The organism is Flectobacillus sp. BAB-3569 (genome assembly GCF_002270355.1).
In the GTDB taxonomy this organism is placed as follows: Bacteria; Bacteroidota; Bacteroidia; order Cytophagales; family Spirosomataceae; genus Flectobacillus; species Flectobacillus roseus.
In genome coordinates this window covers 191,346-210,276 of record NZ_NJFZ01000017.1, presented here as the reverse complement: position 1 = coordinate 210,276, position 18,931 = coordinate 191,346, and the positions used below count along the sequence as shown (strand labels likewise).

Sequence of the window (18,931 nt, the reverse complement as noted above, 5' to 3'; positions counted from 1 at the left end):
AACTTTAATTATTTCAGATTGTATTTTTTGTAATTTCATTTCGTTAGTATTTTGTAATTAGTATTTGAATTAAATCCCTTATGTGCTATGGAACGTATGCGAATCGAAAAAATCTTAGTACCTATTGATTTCAGCCTAACCTCAGAAAATGCATTAAAAGCTGCAATTCAAATTGCCGCACAACATCAGGCTAAACTTTACCTTCTACATATTATTGAGCCAGGAATATTGATGTTTGCTCAAGATGGTAGCTTAATTTTTGATATTACCTCAGATAGTATTGATAAAGAACATGAACATCGTTTAGAAAAACTATATGACCGTTTCAAAGGTAAAGGATATTGGGAGGTAGAAAGCGTAGTGAAGCACGGTGAGGTAACTCCTTTGATTGTGCAAACAGCAGAGGAAATTGAAGCAGATTTGTTGGTGATGGGAAGCCACGGTACTGAAACAAGCTTGGATGACCTTTTGGGAACCAATGCTTACAGTGTTGTAAAACGTGCGAAATGCCCAGTTTTAACTATTCCGACACATTATCACTGGGAAGGAATCCACAAAGTATTATTCCCGATTCGTTCGGTTTTGGGTGCTTTGGACAAATATCCTATCACAGAAGCACTACTGTCTCCTTCAGATAATCCTGAATGGTTATTAGTGGGATTGAATGATCACGAAAAGCCAGATGATAAAGCAAAGGTAGAGGAATTTGTAGGGCAGTTTACTCAGTTTTTGACAAGTCAAAACAAGCAGTTTAAGTTGTCAAATTACGCTGGGGAAAATTTAGCAGGAAAAGTGCTAGAAATGTCTAATACTGAGGGTGTAAACCTTATTGTAATGACAACTTCTACTACTACGTCTTTTGCTAAATACTTGGCAGGAAGTTATTCTCAACAAGTGGTAAATCACTCAAGAATACCAGTGTTGTCGGTAAGCCCTGATATTTCGATTAAAATCAAAGAAAGTGAAGCTACTCCAGAAGAAATTTTGGAAAATCTTGGATACGGATATCCATTTTCAGGTACAGTGCTCTAATCGTTGAGCCAGACAAAAAGAAATGATTTGAAACATATTCAATCAAATTTTGTCAATAGCAAAACCTCAATCAGATAATATGATAGATGCTTTTATCTCTCACTTACCTGATTGAGGTTTTTATTTTATTTCTTTACTAATCTTGAAATCATAATGCCTGTTTGACTCGCGTGTTTGGCTAAATATTCAGCCAGTGGTTCTTGTGAAATAATAACCTCTTTTAAATCTTGAGAGGCATGTAATAAATGTACGCGCCCATTGACAACAATCGCAAATCCCTGATGCGAAATATCCAAGCCACTTTTTGAGGTTGTGATAGCAATAATATCACCATTTTGAATACATGACTCTTTCTTGGCCACTTCAGCTTTAGGGATATAGAAGAAACTTTTACGCATCAATTCTATTTCTGCCATTTTCACCGCCTCAAGCGCTCGATAATCTTCGAGTTGAGGATAAAGCGGCAAATGAGAGGTCATAAACGACACGCTTTTCTTGTAGGGTTTTCCAGCGCAAGCTTGTGTTTGGTCTTTGATGAGACCTTTTCTTTCGTTTTCCTTCAGCCAATCTGTAAAATAATGTAATCTTGAGCCAAACCCGTTGACGTGCCCATAACGATAGCGTAACGTTTCGAGGTTATGGGTAAAGTCATCAAATGAATTATTCTTACACATAGCAATTGCTAGCACGGATTCCACGAAGGTAGAGCAATCAAACTCTCTCAGATTTACGACTAAATTTTCTTTTTTCCCTTCTAAGGTATGAGCTACATAGGGTTTGCCCAAAAATGTCTGAGCAATTTCAATCACCCTTTGACCTTGTTCTGAATTATACTTTTTTTGAATAGTAGCTTCAAAAATACGCTGGTCTGATTCTTGGGCGATTCCTGCCCAACTAATCCCACAAAACAAAAGGTTTAAAGTCAGTGCTTTAAACCCTTTATTTTGATATGCTTTATGAAATATTGACACGGTAGTAGTATTAAAATAATTACGTTCTTTTATTGATAACGCAATATTCAAACTTCTTATTTAAAATGTATCCTGTCTAATTAGAATTGTTACAGAATCTAGATTTAACTGATTATGGTGTAATGCTCTAGTTATTAATGGATTATAGTTTGTAATTAATTTGTTGACAATTTTCAAGTATATGATTTATTGCAAATCCGATTATTGTTTTTCTTTTACAAACATCACAGATACTGCTCCTAAAATCATGAAAATACCTGCAAGTAACAACGCATAAACTGAGTTAGATCCATAAATATGTTTTACAACCATACCGCCAAAAATACCATTGACAATTTGTGGGAAGGTGATAAAAAAGTTGAAAATACCCATATACACGCCCATTTTGTGAATAGGAATACTATTTGCTAAAATTGCGTATGGCATTGCTAAAATACTCGCCCAAGCAAAACCAATTCCCACCATACTCAAAACTAAATAGTCAGGATTAGTGATGAAGAAGATAGAGATTAAACCCAAACCTCCACAGATTAGGGAGAACGCATGGGTAGTTTTTTTGCCAAAAAGTGCCGCAATTTTGGGTAATGCCAACGCATATAGCGCCGAAACTCCATTATAAATTCCAAATAAAGAACTCACCCAGTCGCCAGCATCATTATATGCTTTAGAACTATGGTCTTCCAATGGTAGGCCATATACCTGGTGTGCGATAGCTGGTGTAGCGTAAACCCACATCGAAAATAAGGCAATCCACGAGAAAAACTGCACCAAACCCAATTGCTTCATTGTTGTAGGCATTTGAGCAAAGTCCTTGAAAATATCTTTTAAACTAGCTTGGTCGTGTGATTCATCTTCGAAACCAAATGATTTTCTTTCTGCTGGAGAATATTCTTTTGTGGTAAAAACAGTCCAAAGAATAGCTACAAGAATAATAACCGAACCTGCATAGAAAGAGTAAAGAACATTATCTTGAACGTTTCCATTGATAGATTCATTCGATACGTTGAATACCTTATTGAGAATCGTAGGAAGAAAACCCCCAGCAATGGCACCAATACCAATTAAAGTGGTTTGTACGGAGAAACCTGTAGTATTTTGCTCATCTGGCAAGTTATCAGCAACTAATGCTCTGAATGGCTCCATCGCAATGTTGAAAGAGGCATCCATAAACATCAGAAAACCTGCTCCCAATACAACCGCAGGAAGGATACCTGCCAAAAAAGAGGCATTAGGCATAAATGCTAAAGCAACTGCAGCTAAGATAGCTCCTGCCAAAAAATAAGGTTTTCTACGACCAAAGCGTCCCCAAGTAGTATCTGAGTAATGTCCAATAATGGGCTGGACAATCATTCCTGTGAGTGGTGCTGCCAACCAAAACCATGAAAGGTGTTCTACGTCGGCGCCATAAGTTTGAAGAATACGCGAGGCATTGCCGTTTTGAAGAGCAAAGCCAAATTGAATACCCAAGAAACCAACGCTCATATTGATAATTTGCGTTAGACTCAAGGAAGGTTTATTAATTTTTTTCATGTTTATGGTTAATGGATTGTTGGGTGAAAGTGTAAAGTTTTGATTATCGCATCAAGAAATTTGGTTTTCAAGAAACGCTATCTTAAACTCTACACTTTCAAATGTACTATTTTTTAGAAGAAATCTCATAAATTACCGCCGAGTTTGGCGCAACTTTGATAGAGATGTTATCCTTTGCATTGATTTTTTGAGAGCCTTTGGCTTCATAAACACCCTTCAAGGTATAATTTCCTTGAGGATCCAGTCCCATTGCCGACCATGCACCATCAGGAATATGAAGGTTGATGTTCTTTTCTTGGAAATGGTCAAAATTACAAACCACCACAAGCTTTTGATTTTCGCTATATCTTAAATAAGAATATACCTTACGACGGTCATAATCGTGTCCCTGAATGTACTGAAGGTCAAAGAATGCGCCTTTTTGTACCGCTTCAGAACCATTGACAAATTTCAACAAACCTTTATAAAGTGCTTGTAAATTCTTTTGTTCTTCGGTCAAGCCTGCGCCATCAAACTTTCCTCCATTCATCCATGCCTGATGAGAAGGAACTCCCCAGAAATCAAACATGGTAGTACGGTCATCAGCTTGGTTAAAGCCCTCTTTACCATCTGCTTTTTCCCCTAATTCTTGACCAAAGTATATCATCACTGGTCCTGTGTGAAGGGTTGCCGTAACGACCATCGCAGGCACAGCCGCAAATGGATTACCTTTGGCAAAAGCAGGCGTATTGATACGTTGTTCATCATGATTTTCCAAGAAGCGTAGCATGTGTTCTGAAATATTACCCGATTCATGTTGCCAAACTCGTGTAATATCTTCGACAGTTGCTTCATGTTTATTTTCAACCAATCTTCTTAGTCCATCATACAGGCCAACTTTATCGTATAGATAATCAAAACCACCAACCTTGATGTAGTTATAATATTCGCGAGGATTATAGATTTCAGCAATAAATACCATGTCAGGATACTCTTTCTTAATCGCTGAAGTGGCGTATTGCCAAAACTCTGCAGGTACCATTTCGGCCATATCACATCTAAAACCGTCAACACCTTTAGCAGACCAATATTTTAAGATTTCAACCATCTTAATCCAAGTAGAAGGAATTGGGTCGAAATGACGGCTACGCCCATTAAGAATATCTACACCATAATTCAATTTTACCGTTTCAAACCAGTCATCAATGGTTGGTTTTGCCGAAAATACATCGTTACCCGAAGCTTTAGCTGGCGACTCGATATATGGACCTTCTGGTTTGACAGGAGGGTTTACTCCATCAGGAATTTGGAACTGAGTATGAGGGAGATAGTAGAAATTGTTTTGTGGGTCAAAGCCTTTATTGACATCATCATCTTGCCCAAAATCACGTACGCCCGCAGGTTTCATGTCTGAGTGATATACACGTGCCACGTGGTTAGGTACAAAGTCCATCACTACCTTCAAACCATTTTTGTGAACACGAGCTACCATTGCCTCAAATTCCTCCATGCGCTTGTTGGGGTCAGTGGCAAAAAATGGGTTTACATCATAATAATCCTTGATAGCAAATGGCGAACCACAACGGCCTTTTACTACATCTGGATGGTCTTTTGGAATACCCAAAGCAGTCAAATCTTCCATGGTAGCATGTTCAATGAGACCAGTCATGTACAAATGTGAGTAGCCAAATTTTTTCAATTCTTTCAACGCCTTATCGTTGATGTCTTTGAATTTAGTCACACCATTTTCGGCTGCAGAACCATTCATTTTATTGGTTGAATTGGTATTGCCCCATAGATGGAACATCATCTGTAGAATTACTAACTTGTCGTTTTTCTGGGTCATAATTTTCTTTTTCTCGCTTGATTTAGTTTTTGTCAGGGATTTATCTTTATTCTTTAATTTACTAGAATTATTGTTGTTGACCAAAACTTGAGTTTTAGTTGATTTTTTAGTTTGCGAGAAGGTAGCCAAATTCATGAAAAGGCTTCCCAATATTGTTATGAAAATGAAGTGTTTTTTATACATTTTTAAAATAATATTTGGCTATTAGCACAGTTTAGCACAGATTCAATTCTTTTTTATGCTAAGTAGCTTTGTGAAAATTTTGCTCGAATTTAAGATTTTATTATTAGGATTTTCCTCATTTTATTTGAAAAATTGCAAACTTTTAAAGTTATCATTAACCTACATGCATCGTTTTTTTGTACTTTGTGTATGTATAATTGGATTTACATTTTTGCCTTATCACTCATATCCAATTGCTTAATGATTCATTTTCCATTAACCATCTCTTTATAAACATGAAAAAAACAATTTTATCCTTGATGCTTTTGGGAGGTACTTTTCTAGGTATTGCTCAAACACCAAGTATCCAACGTGTAAACCCTACAAACTGGTGGGTGGGCATGAAAAACCCATCTTTGCAATTATTGGTATATGGTAAGAACTTAAAAGGCGCTGATGTCAAAATCAATTACCCTGGCGTTACGCTTCAAAAAGTAAATACTGTCGATAATCCCAATTATTTGTTTCTTGATTTAACGATTGCCCCTGAAACGAAAGCAGGAACTTTGAATGTAGAAATGACCAAAACAATTCAGGTTCAGAAGGGGAAGAAAAAAACGGTTGATCAAATCGTGAAATTGACTCAACCTTTTGAATTACGCGTACGTGATAAAAAGCCTCAAACTGTCAATTCTAAAGACTTTATTTATTTGATATTGCCCGATCGTTTTGCCAATGGCGACCCGAGTAATGATAAGTTTGAGGATATGGCGGATAAGGTCTCTGATCGTAAAAATCCTTTTGCTCGTCATGGTGGAGACTTAAAGGGAGTGACCCAGCACCTTGATTATTTCAAAGAATTAGGTGCAACTACTCTTTGGTTGAATCCTGTCATTGAAAACGATCAGCCTCAAACAAACGAGGGAGGAGCCATGCGCTCTGCTTATCATGGTTATGGTTTTACCGACCAATATAATGTTGACCGTCGTTTGGGAGGCAATGCAGCCTATTTGGAAATGGTCACTGAAGCACACAAAAAAGGCTTGAAAGTGATTCAAGATGCAGTGTACAACCACGTGGGTATCAACCACTGGATTCTGAAGGATATGCCCTCTAAAGATTGGTTGAATCAATGGGATAATTATACCAATACTTCGTATCGTGACGAACCTGTTGTGGATGTTTTGCATGGAAATAAATCTGACTTTAAAGTTCAGCAGAGTGGTTGGTTTGTGCCCTTTTTGCCAGACTTAAATCAAAATAATGCTTTTGTGGCCAATTACTTGATTCAGCATGCGCTTTGGACGGTCGAATATTTTGGTATTGATGGTTGGAGAGTAGATACGTATCAGTACAATGATTTGCCTTTTATGAATCGTTGTAATGCCGCTCTTTTTGAGGAGTATCCAGATATGTTTATTACGGGTGAAAATGCTGTACAAAACATCTATAGTCAGGCGTATCATGTAAGAAACAATATCAATTTGCCTTTCAAAAGTAATTTGCCTTCACCAAATGATTTTGTATTGCAAACAGCTATCAATGATGCTCTGAATCAAAATTTTGATTGGGGAAAAGGTTTCAATCGTATTTATCAGGTTTTATCAATGGATGCATTGTACCAAAATCCTGATTTGAATATGACTTTTGTCGATAACCATGACCAAGACCGTTATTTCTCTGTAATTGGCGAAGATTTAAACAAATACAAATTAGGACTAGGATTCTTATTGACGACGAGAGGTACACCACATTTGTATTATGGAACAGAAGTATTGATGAAAAACTTCAAAAATCCTTCAGATGCTGAGGTTCGTCAAGATTTCCCAGGTGGTTGGGCTGACGATGCTGTAAATAAATTCTCGGCCAGTGGACGCACAGAGAAAGAAAATGAGGCCTTTAATTTTGTAAAAACCTTAGCTAACTTCCGTAAAAACTCCTCAGCACTAACTACTGGAAAATTGATGCAGTTTTTACCACAAGATGGCATGTATGTCTATTTCAGATACGATGCACAACAAACGGTTATGATTGTTATGAGTCAGAATAAAGATGATAAAGAACTCTCGACTGAGCGTTTTGCCGAAATTCTTGGAGGCTTTACTTCTGGTAAAGAGGTTATCTCAGGTAATACCATTTCTTCTTTGCAAAAAATCAAGGTTCCAGCTATGTCGATTCAAGTGATTGAATTGAAAAAATGATGAAAATGAAGTAATGAAGGAAATGAAATAATGAAGGTGATTGGGAGTAATAAAATTTATCATTAAATATCCGATCGCTGAAATATTCTCATTGATTCTGTATTTTTCTAAGAAATACTCCTTGTAACTTTGTAAAAACAAATCATTCGATAGTCAAGGAATTTTATTGTTCCTTGACTATCTTATTTTCCATTAACCAAACTTTCAAACAATGACAACAGTAAAAGCGTGCCTTTTTGACCTAGATGGCGTAATCGTCGATACAGCAGTGTACCATTTTCAAGCATGGAGACGATTAGCCAATGAATTGGGTTTTGATTTTACAGAACACCAAAATGAACAGTTGAAAGGTATTAGTCGCATGGAATCCCTTGAGCTTATCCTAAATTGGGGTGGGGTAACACTGACTGCAGAGGAGAAGGAAGCATGGGCGACCAAGAAAAACCAATGGTATTTGGATTTGGTAATGCAAATGACTCCTAAGGAAGTTTTGCCAGGTGTTCCTGAGTTTTTAACATCTTTACGCGCCAATGGTATAAAAATTGCACTGGGTTCTGCCAGTAAAAATTCAAAATTGATTTTAGAAAGAATTCAAATGCTTGACTACTTCGATGCGATCATCGATGGAAATAATATCACCAAAGGTAAGCCAGACCCACAAGTATTTTTGATGGGAGCAGAGGCAACAGGTGCACAACCGTCTGAATGTGTGGTTTTTGAAGATGCTGTAGCGGGTGTACAAGCTGCCAAAGCAGGTGGAATGAAAGCCGTAGGTATCGGTTCGGTAGATATTTTGACAGAAGCAGATATTGTTATCTCTACTTTCGAAGATTTTTCAGTAGAGAAACTAACTCAAATATAGGTTTTAAGTTTGTGCATTACACAGTTTTTTACCTATCTAAAAGTCTTTGTAAGGGTAGCCTCTTCGGTTACCCTATTTCATTTTCAGGACTTTAGAATAATTTTGCTTTGATTTACTCTAAGTCAGCTTTCTAGAATCGTAAAAAAACACCCTAGCACAGCAAGGACAATCTTCATGAATTGAAGTAATTTAGCAGACTAATAAAATAATCAACTTAAGGAATTGTACATTTCCAAGAACTTGCGTGAAAAAGATATACTAAAGTATTGAAGTATTGGAAATAGTTAGATACATTGCCATTAACCATCCATTATAATACAATGAAAAACTACTTAAAACATGACGAATGGTGCATAATTGAAGAAGGGTTTCACCGCGAATACAACGAAATCACTGAATCAGTATGCTCACTAGGAAATGGACGTATGGGCCAACGCGGTAACTTTGAGGAAACCTTTACTGGAAAGACTCTTCAAGGAAATTATGTAGCTGGTGTGTACTATCCTGACAAAACCCGTGTGGGTTGGTGGAAGAATGGTTATCCTGAATATTTCGCAAAAGTATTGAACGCTGCCAACTGGATTGGTATCAAAGTCGAAATCGATGGAGAAGAGTTAGATTTGAATCGTTGCGAGGTAGCTGACTTCCGTCGTGTGCTCAATATGAGAGAAGGATATTTGGAGCGCTCATTTATCGCAACTTTGGCAAGTGGAAAACAAATCAAAGTATATACAAAAAGATTCAACTCAATTGTGGACGACGAGTCAGGTGCTATCAGCTACTCGATTACGCCCTTGAATTTTGATGGTAAACTTACTTTGACCCCATTTATCGATGGTGATATCAAGAATAAGGATGCCAATTACGACGAAAAGTTCTGGGATGAAATCCATCGCGAAACTGCTTTTGCAGAAGGTTATATCGAACTTCGTACTAAAAAGACTGGCTTCCACGTGGTAACTGGTCAGAAGTTTGAAATTCTTCAGGACGGAAAATCAGTTGATTTTCAAAGTTTTCCAATCAAAGCAGAAAAATACGTTGCAAGCCAAGTAAGCTTAGACGTTATCTCAGGTCAAGAAACTACTTTGATTAAATACGCTTGTAATCTTTCTTCAGAAAATTATGCTATTGAAGAGCTTCTTCCAGTGGCAAAAGCCTATTTAGCGAAAGTTTCAGCCAAGGGTTATGCTAAAATGTTGGCTGAACAAGCTGAAAAATGGATTTCGAAATGGCACATGAACGACATCGTGATTGAAGGTGACGTAGCTGCTCAACAAGGAATTCGTTTCAATATTTTCCAATTGAACCAAACATACTCTGGTGAAGATGCTCGTTTGAATATTGGTCCAAAAGGATTTACTGGTGAAAAATACGGTGGCTCAACTTATTGGGATACTGAGGCTTATTGTATTCCTTTCTACATGGCTACAGCTGATGCACAGGTAGCTCGTAATTTGTTGGTATATCGTTGGAAGCAATTAGGTCGTGCTATCGAAAATGCTGGTAAACTAGGCTTTAAAGATGGTGCTGCATTATACCCAATGGTTACGATGAACGGAGAAGAGTGCCACAATGAGTGGGAAATCACTTTTGAAGAAATCCACCGTAACGGAGCTATTGCCTATGCGATTTACGATTACATCAACTATACTGACGATAAAGCTTACTTAGCTGAATATGGCTTTGAAGTATTATTAGGTATCGCTCGTTTCTGGGCTCAACGTGTTAACTGGTCAATTGCTAAAAAGCAATATGTAATGTTGGGCGTTACTGGACCAAATGAGTACGAAAACAACGTAAACAACAACTGGTACACAAGTTATATAGCAGTTTGGTGTTTGAAATATGCCAAAGAAGCCGCAGAATATATCAAATCTACTGACAGTGCTCGTTTTGCAGAGCTTGTTGGTCTGTTGAGTTTGAATGAGGAGGCTGAATTTGGTAAGTTCCAACATATCATCGACAATATGTACTTACCAGAAGATAAAGAATTGGGTGTCTATTTACAGCAGGATGGATTCTTAGATAAGGAATTAATCCAAGTAAAAGACCTTGCAGCTTCAGACCGTCCTATCAACCAAAAATGGTCTTGGGATAGAATTCTTCGTTCTTGTTTCATCAAACAAGCAGACGTTTTGCAAGGAATTTACTTCTTCGAAGATGATTTTGATATCGAAACCATCCGTCGTAACTATGATTTCTACGAGCCAATGACTGTACATGAGTCTTCATTGAGTCCATGTGTTCACTCAATCATTGCAGCCAAATTAGGTGATAAGCCACGTAGTTACGAATTCTACCAGCGTTCGGCTCGTCTGGATTTGGATGACTACAACAATGATACCGAAGACGGTTTGCACATTACTTCGATGGCTGGAACATGGATGTCTGTTATCAAAGGATTTGGAGGCATGCGTGTGAGAAATGGTCAAATTTTCTTAAATCCATTTGTTCCTGAAAATTGGAAATCATTCGCTTTCAAAATTAGATTCAGAAATAATATCCTAAATATTATTACGACATCCGACAATGTTACCATCGAAAATCTTGAAGGTGGAGATATTACAATTAATGTTGGAGCAGAAGCTTATGAGGTAAAAGCTACTTCTTCGGTAGTGGTTGCCTTAGGCGCTACGGAATTGGCGTAATGGTAAAAAATACTCCTGGAAGCTAGCCTCCTTGTAAAAGGGGGCTAGCTTTTTGTTTATGAAGCTTTTTAAACTTTTCAAAAATATATTTTATTGATTAATTACTAGCCTTACTTTTTGTTTTTATACTTTCCCGTCTAAAAATAAAAAGTAAGGCATCGGTTGCCACAAAAACTCGAGAATTTATAATCGGAGTGGCGTTCTACCTCGCTGCCTTCAAACAGGATAAATTCATTGCTTATCAAGCAATTTATGAAAGTTTAAACTGTATCAATAGGCATATTTTCCAATAGCATCCATTTTTGCTATTATTACGACTCTTAGATTATCTCAATGGAATCTACACTTAAAAAAGAGAAGCCATTATTTATTAGTAGCATTATTTTTGCTATACTTATAGTTTTAATACACTTAAAATAAGTTCATATGAAAGAATTAAAATGGATTGAAGCGATTGAGCGTGTTCTTAAAGAACATAGTAGACCACTACACTACACAGAGATTGCAGAGCAAATACTTGAAAATGGTTACAGATCATCCGTTGGTTCCACACCTGCTACCACAGTCAATGCGTATATCAGTAATGACATTCGTGATTTTGGGGACGACTCAATTTTTATTAAAGTAGCAATGGGGACTTTTACCTTGCGTGAAAGATCAAATACTTCTAAGGAAAAGTTTAAAAAGAGCGAAATTAGTTATACTTCTGTAATAAATTCCTATGGTATGTTCTGGCATAGGAATCAAGTATTCTGGAATGAAAGACCTGATTTATATGGTACGCAGTTAGAAACAAACTCGATAACTAACTTTAAGGAACAAAAAGGCATTTACATACTTTATGATGGTCCAAATATTCTTTATGTAGGGCAAGCAATAGAAGAAACGATTGGAGAGAAATTATTTGGTCATACTAATGATTATCTTGAAGGAAGATGGAATCGCTTTTCGTGGTTCGGTATTTATGAGCCAGATTTTGAAGGTACAATATTTACGGTTCAGGAATCAAATCGAGAAATTTCAATTCAAGATATTGTTGAAACTATGCAAGTTTTACTCATCGAAACACTTGAGCCAAAGCAGAATCGAGATTCTAGAACATTACTATCAGGCTTAGAATTCAAGCAAGTCGAGGATCCTGATTTAAAAAGAAAACGAATTCAACAGATTCTTTCAGAAATAAGCACTTCTTACTAAGCTTCGAAAATCATACTTGTAAGCATGAACCTTTCCTGTTCTAGGTCATAGACTATACTTTTCCTTATGGGATACGATTTAAATCGTATCCCATAAGGAAAAAAACTGACTTTGGATAGTTTAATTATTTAATTTTCAGTTACTTGTCTTTTAGTTTGTAGTTCCGCATTAATACAAACAATCACTAATTCGCTAAGTCTCCACCTCACTCAATGTTTAAAAAATATATCATAGCCAAAGCGTAAAATCACACCTATAACAACGACCACAAAGAAGATTCTCACAAAAGTACTCCCTTTTTTAAGCGCTAATTTAGTTCCAACTATTGATCCAAGAATGTTGGCAATCGCCAATGGAATAGCTACTTTGTACAACACATCCCCCGACGACATAAAATAGATAATAGCAGGAACATTAGAGGCGCAATTCATGATTTTGGCATAAGCTGAGGCGTGTAAAAAATCTAAGTAAAAAATTGATACAAAAGTAAATATCAAAAAGCTTCCCATACCTGGCCCGAAAAAGCCATCATAAAATCCCAAAACAGCTCCAGTGAGCATGACTCCCCAGAAAAATACCTTACCATGATATTTGGGAGCATGATGCGTTCCTAAATCTTTTTTGACCAAAGTATAAATTAAAACTAGTACCAATAACACCAAAATGATGGGTCGTAGGGTTTCTTTGTCGAGCGAACTAACTAGTCGAGCTCCCATCAGGGCAAATATCCCTGTGATGGCTACAGCAGGCAGCATCACTTTCCAATCCACCTTAACTTGTTTTATATATTGTGAGGCTGCTACTAAAGTACCTGACACAGATGCTAATTTGTGTGTGCCGATAATAGTTGGAATAGAAAACTGCGGTAAAAAAATCAATAATGCAGGTAGTTGGATCATTCCTCCACCACCAACAATCGAATCAACAAATCCAGCAGAGAAGGCAAAAATTAGTAAAAAAGAAAGAGTTTGAAGACTAATATCGTCAAGAAGCATGAGCAATTAGGGTTGATGATTTTTACAAAATTAGCTCAAACTCTTCAGATTTTTCTCAAACTACACCCAAATCATTCGAAGGGCATTTTGAGTAAAGAGGTAATAGAGTCATTTTTGGACGCATTCATTTGAGTATCTACCCCATAGACAATCTCTTTTGGGTTGATTTCTGAAAATGTACCAAATAAATGATCCCAAATAGAGAAAATATTTCCATAATTAGAATCCGTGTACGGTTGTACATAATGATGATGTACATGATGCATATCGGGTGTGACAATAAGCCAGCTTAAGATGTTGTTTACTTTCGAAGGCAAAGTAATATTGGCATGGTTAAACTGTGATAGCAGCACCGACAAAGATTGATACATCATCACAATCCACATAGGTGCACCAGTAATTACTATAGCAAGGGTTGTAAATACAAATCTAAAAACACTCTCTCCAGGGTGATGTCGATTAGCAGTAGTGGTATCTACTTGCATATCGCTATGATGAATAATATGAAATCGCCACATCCATTTGACTTTATGCTCAAGCCAGTGGACAAACCAAGCGCCAATCAAGTCCAATAATAACAACCCCAAAATAGCATATATCCAGAGAGGCATATCAGGAAGCCAGTTAATGATACCAAACTGGTTACTAACTGCCCAATCTGAAGATTTTAGAAGAATAAATGCTAAAATAAAATTGACCACGATGGTTGTTATCGTAAAAAAGATATTAACACCAGCATGACGCCATTTATGATAGGAAAATTTGAATAGGGGTAAGGTTGATTCAATCAACCAAAAAAAGTGATGCCACCCACCAAAATTACTGAGCGATGTGATGAAGGAATAGTAGAAAAATAGTTTACGAGCCTTTCCATATTAATATACTTTTTCAAGATTTTTTTGAATAAAGATTATTAATATAAATATATCTATTTTAAGTTGTCTTATTCGTGATTAAATTATAAAATTTTACTTTAAAAAATCATGCAATAGTGTATGAAAATCAACGATTATCATATCTTTGTTCCGTAAAATAAAAACTAATACCACCACTTTTAAACAAAGCTTACTTTTGTGTTAATCACTCAAAATAAAGTTTTATCACTAATATTAGCCTTAATTATATGAATTTATTAATCATTTATGAGCACCAGTTATTGGCTGATGGCCTTAAAGTTATTCTTGAGCCCAACCCTAGTATTTTATCTGTTAGTCTACTTTCATTAGAACAAGTTTCTGCACAGAGTATCCAGTCTATTGCGCCAGATGTTTTATTGATTGATTGTCAGCAGTATCATTTGCAATTAGCTAATGTTCTTGATGACTTGTCTGTACAAAATACTAAACCAGCTACTTTTTTGATAGGAGGAAAGCAATGGTTTCCCAATCCTTCTTCGGTTACCAAAGTTTTCCAGATGAATAATGGATTGCAAGATTTACTTGCTGAACTGAATGCTTTGAGTATAAACTCTTCTCAGAAAAGAATTAGCGAAATTCATCAAACACCATTTTTTAGTAAATATGGAATTTCTCTGCGTGAAGCTCAAGTAATAGCTTATGTTATGCAAGGAGAGTCGAGCAGTTCGATTTCAGAAAAGCTGTATATCAGTGTCCATACTGTAAACACGCACAAGCGGAATATTTATCAAAAGCTGTCGGTGCCAAACGAAAGAGAATTGATAAAATTCGTTCAGAGCAAGTTTAAAACGGAGTACTCCTATAAGTCCAAAAATTAGTTACCTCTTTTTCTTGTAATGATGCCAGTAATCATGCCAAGCGAAAGTGGAAAAAATAGCCATTCAATCCCGATTATGGCTTGTAGATTTTGCAAAAGCATGATACTAATAACTGTGATAGCAAAGCCTATGCTGTTGACGATGGTTATCGCTGAAGCACGATATGCAGGTTGCGCATTTTGTGAAATAAGCGTCGAGAATTGAGGTGAGTCTGCCACTACGCTGAAACCCCAAATTAATAGTAAGCCCATAAAAATTTCAAATGGTAACTGCCAAATAAAAGGGCTTATTAAACAACAAAATCCAGAAACAATTAAGAAAAAATACGCTAACTGACGACTTGTGAAACGTTGTTGGGAGAGCTCTGCTGTGCATATACATCCCCCAATACCCATACCTATTATGCCAAAAGACCATGCTGAAATAGAAAATGATTCTTGGTGCAGGCTTTGATAGTGTTGTAAAATGACTGGCACAAAAGCCCAAAAAGTATATAGCTCGAACATATGTCCAAAATAGCCCCAAGCATATTGTTTGAAATTGGGATTGGCAAATGCCTCAAATATAGCTTTTGGGCTAAAAGTTCCTATTTTCTGACGATAGGGTCCATCCGTTATTCCTACTGCTATCAATAAAGCTCCACCACACGATAAGACAGATGCTGCAAGAATGATAGTTTGCCAATCAAAATGCCATTGTATTGCTGCTAAAAAGTGACCAAAGGAAGTGCCTAATACCAGCGCACCTACCAGATACCCTAATGCTTTTCCCAATCCTTTTTGATGCCAATCGCTCATGATTTTCATACCAACAGGATATACACCAGCTAGAAAAAATCCTACTCCAAATCTTATGCTTAAAAGCAAGGTCATGTTTCCCATACTCCTAAGCGTAAGAAGGTTGATTAGTGCCCCTAAAAGTGCAGAGAAAACAAATACCCATTTGGGTGAAAATCGATCACTAATTGCCAAAATGGCATAACAAAGAGTTCCACAAACAAAACCTAATTGCACAGCTGAAGTCATGTTGCCTAAAAAATGATTGTTTTGCGGAAATAGCGGTTGAATATCCTTTAAAATGGCATTGACTGCAAACCAAAGAGAAGTTCCCGAAAATTGAGCAAAAACAACGACTGGTGTTACAGTCTTAGGATTTTTTATAAAATTTAACATAGTCTATTTTCTCAAATACTAATGAGTAATCATGCAAAATAAGATTTAAAATGCTCAGGCACTAGGCAACAGGCACAAGGCAAAGAGTTTTAACAAGTTTTTAATAACCCAAGCCATGCTTTTTCCCAAAGCCCACTGCCAAAAGCCGATAACTGAAAGCCTATAGGCAACAGGAATTAAGCAAAGAGTTTAAAACCCAAGCCATGCTTTTTCCAAAGCTCTCTGCCGAAAGCCGATAACTGAAAGCCTATAGGCAACAGGAATTAAGCAAAGAGTTTAAAACCCAAGCCATGCTTTTTCCCAAAGCCCATTGCCGAAAGCCGATACCTGAAAGCCTAAAGCCTATGGCATAAAGCTTATAGCCTAATGCAAGCACAAACTTATTCCACAACTACATAGGCTCTAACTGGAAAGGTTCCCATTCCTTTAACCTTCGGTGGTGTTGCACAAAATTTTATTGATATTCCATCAGGAACTTGCTTTAGATTACAGAGATGTTCGACAATCAAAATTTCGTTTTTGAGTAAAATCGTATGGACTGGTCTAGTTTTTCCAGATACATCATCAATATTGTACGAGTCTATCCCGACCAAAATCACTTTTTGATCTACCAGATATTGGGCAGCCTCTGCGGTTAAATAGGGGTTTTCTGAATAATATGCTTCCTGTTCCCAAAGTTCATCCCAGCCTGTGTGTACCAATACAGCTTTGTTATGGATGTCATATTGTTTGAAAATAGCGACATCAATCACTTTACGTTCTTGATAGGGAACTCTGATAATGACAGCGTCGAGGAGAGCTGTCTTTTCTATTAAAATGTCGGATAAATCTTTCCCATCTTCATATCTGTGAAATGGGGTATCAATGTAAGTCCCTGTATTGGCAACCATTTCAATTTTTCCAATTTGGAATGAAGTGTCTTCGTCGTACCAATTTTTAGATTCTTCTCGAGTCCAATAATCACAAATTTTTGGTGCAGGAAGTCCTTTGTATGTAACAGTACCATCTTCGATGGTATGGCTTAAGTCGATGAATCTCATGAGCAGTAAAGTAAAATTTGACAAACATTGAAGAATAAATGTACGGAAAAGTTTACCAAATTACTCACGTTTGGGCGACTGTCCCATTGCTCTTCCAACAGCTTTTATTCCATATCGACTACGAATATTATCCATAGCTGTATATAGCGGTGCTATTTTGGCACTTTGATCAAACAAGCTGAGTTGCTGGACACCCCGAACCAATTTGGTAAAACGCACTCCAACGAGTCTTATCAAAAGCCGTTTTTCATAGAGTTGTTCGAAAAGTTGTAGCATTAGTGGTATCAGAATATGGTCGGCAGAAGTACTTGCAATGACTATTTGTTTGCTATGTGTATCAAAGTTCGAATATCTCAGTTTGACCGTAACACAAGCGGTACAATATCCCTCTTGCCGTAACTCATAGCTTAATTGTTCGGTAAGACGTATCATAACAGATCTGAGGTAAATCATATCTGTTGTATCCTGCTGAAAAGTTACTTCTTTGGACATACTTTTAGGCTCGGAATAGGGAATTACGGGTGTTAAATCTATTCCATTGGCTTTTTCCCACAGAACTTTCCCCATCTTGCCGAAAGTGCGTTCAAGTACCTTAAAGGGCATTTCTCCCAAAGTACCTACTTTAGATATCCCCATATTTCGCAATGTTTGGGCTGTCACTTCGCCAACCATCGGAAGTTTATTAATATTAAGAGGGGCTAAGTATCCCTTTTCTGCTCCAATATGTACAAGGTCAAAGTTGGCAGGTTTTACTTCATTGGTTATTACTTTAGAAACTGTTTTGTTCGTAGACAATCCAAAGGAAATACTCAGCCCTGTTTCTTTAATAATCGTTTTTCGGAGCTTTTGAGCATAGGAAAAAGTTCCAAAGAATTTTTCCATACCAGTCATATCAAGATAAAACTCATCGACCGACGCTTTCTCAACAAGTGGTGCGTTGCTCACAATAACCTCAGTAACCATGTCCGAATATTGCGAGTAAGATTCATAATCACCTCTTACAATAATGGCTTCGGGACAAAGGTGCCGAGCCATACGCATAGGCATAGCCGAATGTATACCAAAGCGTCGGGCTTCATAACTACAGGCTGATACAACACCACGATCGGACATACCACCCACAATAACAGGTTTATTATTTAGCTGACTATTTCTTAATCTTTCTACAGATACAAAAAAGCAGTCAAGGTCCATGTGTACAATAGCTCTCTCCATTTTAGCTACAAAAATCATTCAAATGAATCTATTTGAATACAAAAATAAGCTAAAAAATAAATTCAATGTCTATTTTAGCTATATAATTTATTTGAAAATAAAAAACATAGCTAAAGTGAAGCGTCATTTTATAATGTTATGTAGCTAAGTAAAATGTTATTTAATTTTGAAGGAGCGGAGAAGTTGAGTAGAGAAGACAATGTTAAATTTTAACATTAATAGAAGTCCGAATAAAATTGACTACACCTTTTATTAATAAAGATTTTTGGGGCTGATATAGTGCATTAACCCTTCATGGGTAAAATCAGGATGATTTTAATAAATGTCAGAAAATCAAAGATAACCG

Annotated in this window: 14 protein-coding genes; 6 read left to right on the top strand and 8 right to left on the bottom strand. The window is 36.8% G+C overall.

All coding sequences use genetic code 11. The features are described 5' to 3' along the window. Positions 1-87: 87 nt before the first annotated feature. Complete coding sequence (locus BWI92_RS16910; protein WP_095164596.1) at positions 88-1,032, top strand: universal stress protein; 945 nt, start codon at positions 88-90, stop codon at positions 1,030-1,032. A gap of 125 nt (positions 1,033-1,157) precedes the next feature. On the opposite strand, the gene BWI92_RS16905 is transcribed toward BWI92_RS16910, so the two are convergent. The 3 genes from BWI92_RS16905 to BWI92_RS16895 form a co-directional block, all read right to left on the bottom strand. After that, positions 1,158-2,003, bottom strand: coding sequence for an N-acetylmuramoyl-L-alanine amidase-like domain-containing protein (locus tag BWI92_RS16905; protein WP_176464461.1), 846 nt, complete (start codon positions 2,001-2,003; stop codon positions 1,158-1,160). A gap of 201 nt (positions 2,004-2,204) precedes the next feature. Further along, positions 2,205-3,533, bottom strand: a complete 1,329-nt coding sequence (locus tag BWI92_RS16900; RefSeq protein ID WP_095164592.1) for an MFS transporter — start codon at positions 3,531-3,533, stop codon at positions 2,205-2,207. 106 nt (positions 3,534-3,639) lie between these two features. Continuing rightward, positions 3,640-5,358, bottom strand: a complete 1,719-nt coding sequence (locus tag BWI92_RS16895; RefSeq protein WP_095164728.1) for an alpha-amylase family glycosyl hydrolase — start codon at positions 5,356-5,358, stop codon at positions 3,640-3,642. Between the two features lie 458 nt (positions 5,359-5,816). On the opposite strand from BWI92_RS16895, the gene BWI92_RS16890 reads away from it, so the two are divergent. The 4 genes from BWI92_RS16890 to BWI92_RS16875 all read left to right on the top strand — a co-directional run bounded on the left by BWI92_RS16890 (position 5,817) and on the right by BWI92_RS16875 (position 12,428). Beyond that, complete coding sequence (locus BWI92_RS16890; protein WP_095164591.1) at positions 5,817-7,721, top strand: glycoside hydrolase family 13 protein; 1,905 nt, start codon at positions 5,817-5,819, stop codon at positions 7,719-7,721. Positions 7,722-7,932: 211 nt separating this feature from the next. After that, the gene (pgmB, locus tag BWI92_RS16885; RefSeq protein WP_095164589.1) at positions 7,933-8,583 is read left to right on the top strand and encodes a beta-phosphoglucomutase; all 651 of its coding nucleotides are present in this window, start codon (positions 7,933-7,935) and stop codon (positions 8,581-8,583) included. A 320-nt stretch (positions 8,584-8,903) separates the two neighbouring features. After that, positions 8,904-11,231, top strand: coding sequence for a glycoside hydrolase family 65 protein (locus tag BWI92_RS16880; RefSeq protein ID WP_095164588.1), 2,328 nt, complete (start codon positions 8,904-8,906; stop codon positions 11,229-11,231). A 426-nt stretch (positions 11,232-11,657) separates the two neighbouring features. Next, a complete protein-coding gene (locus tag BWI92_RS16875) occupies positions 11,658-12,428 on the top strand; it encodes an HTH domain-containing protein (RefSeq protein WP_095164587.1) in 771 nt (256 codons plus the stop codon). Positions 12,429-12,637: 209 nt separating this feature from the next. Here BWI92_RS16875 and BWI92_RS16870 read toward each other — a convergent pair whose 3' ends face one another. Together BWI92_RS16870 and BWI92_RS16865 are read right to left on the bottom strand one after the other, a co-directional pair. After that, positions 12,638-13,423: a TSUP family transporter gene (locus BWI92_RS16870; protein ID WP_095164586.1), complete on the bottom strand. Its 786-nt coding sequence runs from the start codon at positions 13,421-13,423 to the stop codon at positions 12,638-12,640. Positions 13,424-13,494: 71 nt separating this feature from the next. Then, on the bottom strand, positions 13,495-14,214 hold the full coding sequence (locus tag BWI92_RS16865; protein WP_310588920.1) for a sterol desaturase family protein: 720 nt from the start codon (positions 14,212-14,214) through the stop codon (positions 13,495-13,497). Positions 14,215-14,546: 332 nt separating this feature from the next. On the opposite strand from BWI92_RS16865, the gene BWI92_RS16860 reads away from it, so the two are divergent. Continuing rightward, positions 14,547-15,158 carry a LuxR C-terminal-related transcriptional regulator gene (locus tag BWI92_RS16860; RefSeq protein WP_095164585.1) on the top strand — a complete coding sequence of 204 codons (612 nt, stop codon included), beginning with the start codon at positions 14,547-14,549 and terminating at the stop codon, positions 15,156-15,158. Here the strand turns inward: BWI92_RS16860 and BWI92_RS16855 are convergent. From BWI92_RS16855 to dinB, 3 genes are all read right to left on the bottom strand, one after another. Beyond that, entirely contained in the window at positions 15,155-16,330 is a 1,176-nt protein-coding gene (locus BWI92_RS16855; RefSeq protein WP_095164584.1) for an MFS transporter, read from the bottom strand. The two genes, BWI92_RS16860 and BWI92_RS16855, sit on opposite strands and share 4 nt — an antisense overlap. A gap of 380 nt (positions 16,331-16,710) precedes the next feature. After that, positions 16,711-17,370 carry a cyclase family protein gene (locus BWI92_RS16850; RefSeq protein ID WP_095164583.1) on the bottom strand — a complete coding sequence of 220 codons (660 nt, stop codon included), beginning with the start codon at positions 17,368-17,370 and terminating at the stop codon, positions 16,711-16,713. Between the two features lie 60 nt (positions 17,371-17,430). Next, the gene (dinB, locus tag BWI92_RS16845; RefSeq protein WP_229363231.1) at positions 17,431-18,603 is read right to left on the bottom strand and encodes a DNA polymerase IV; all 1,173 of its coding nucleotides are present in this window, start codon (positions 18,601-18,603) and stop codon (positions 17,431-17,433) included. Positions 18,604-18,931: the final 328 nt, after the last annotated feature.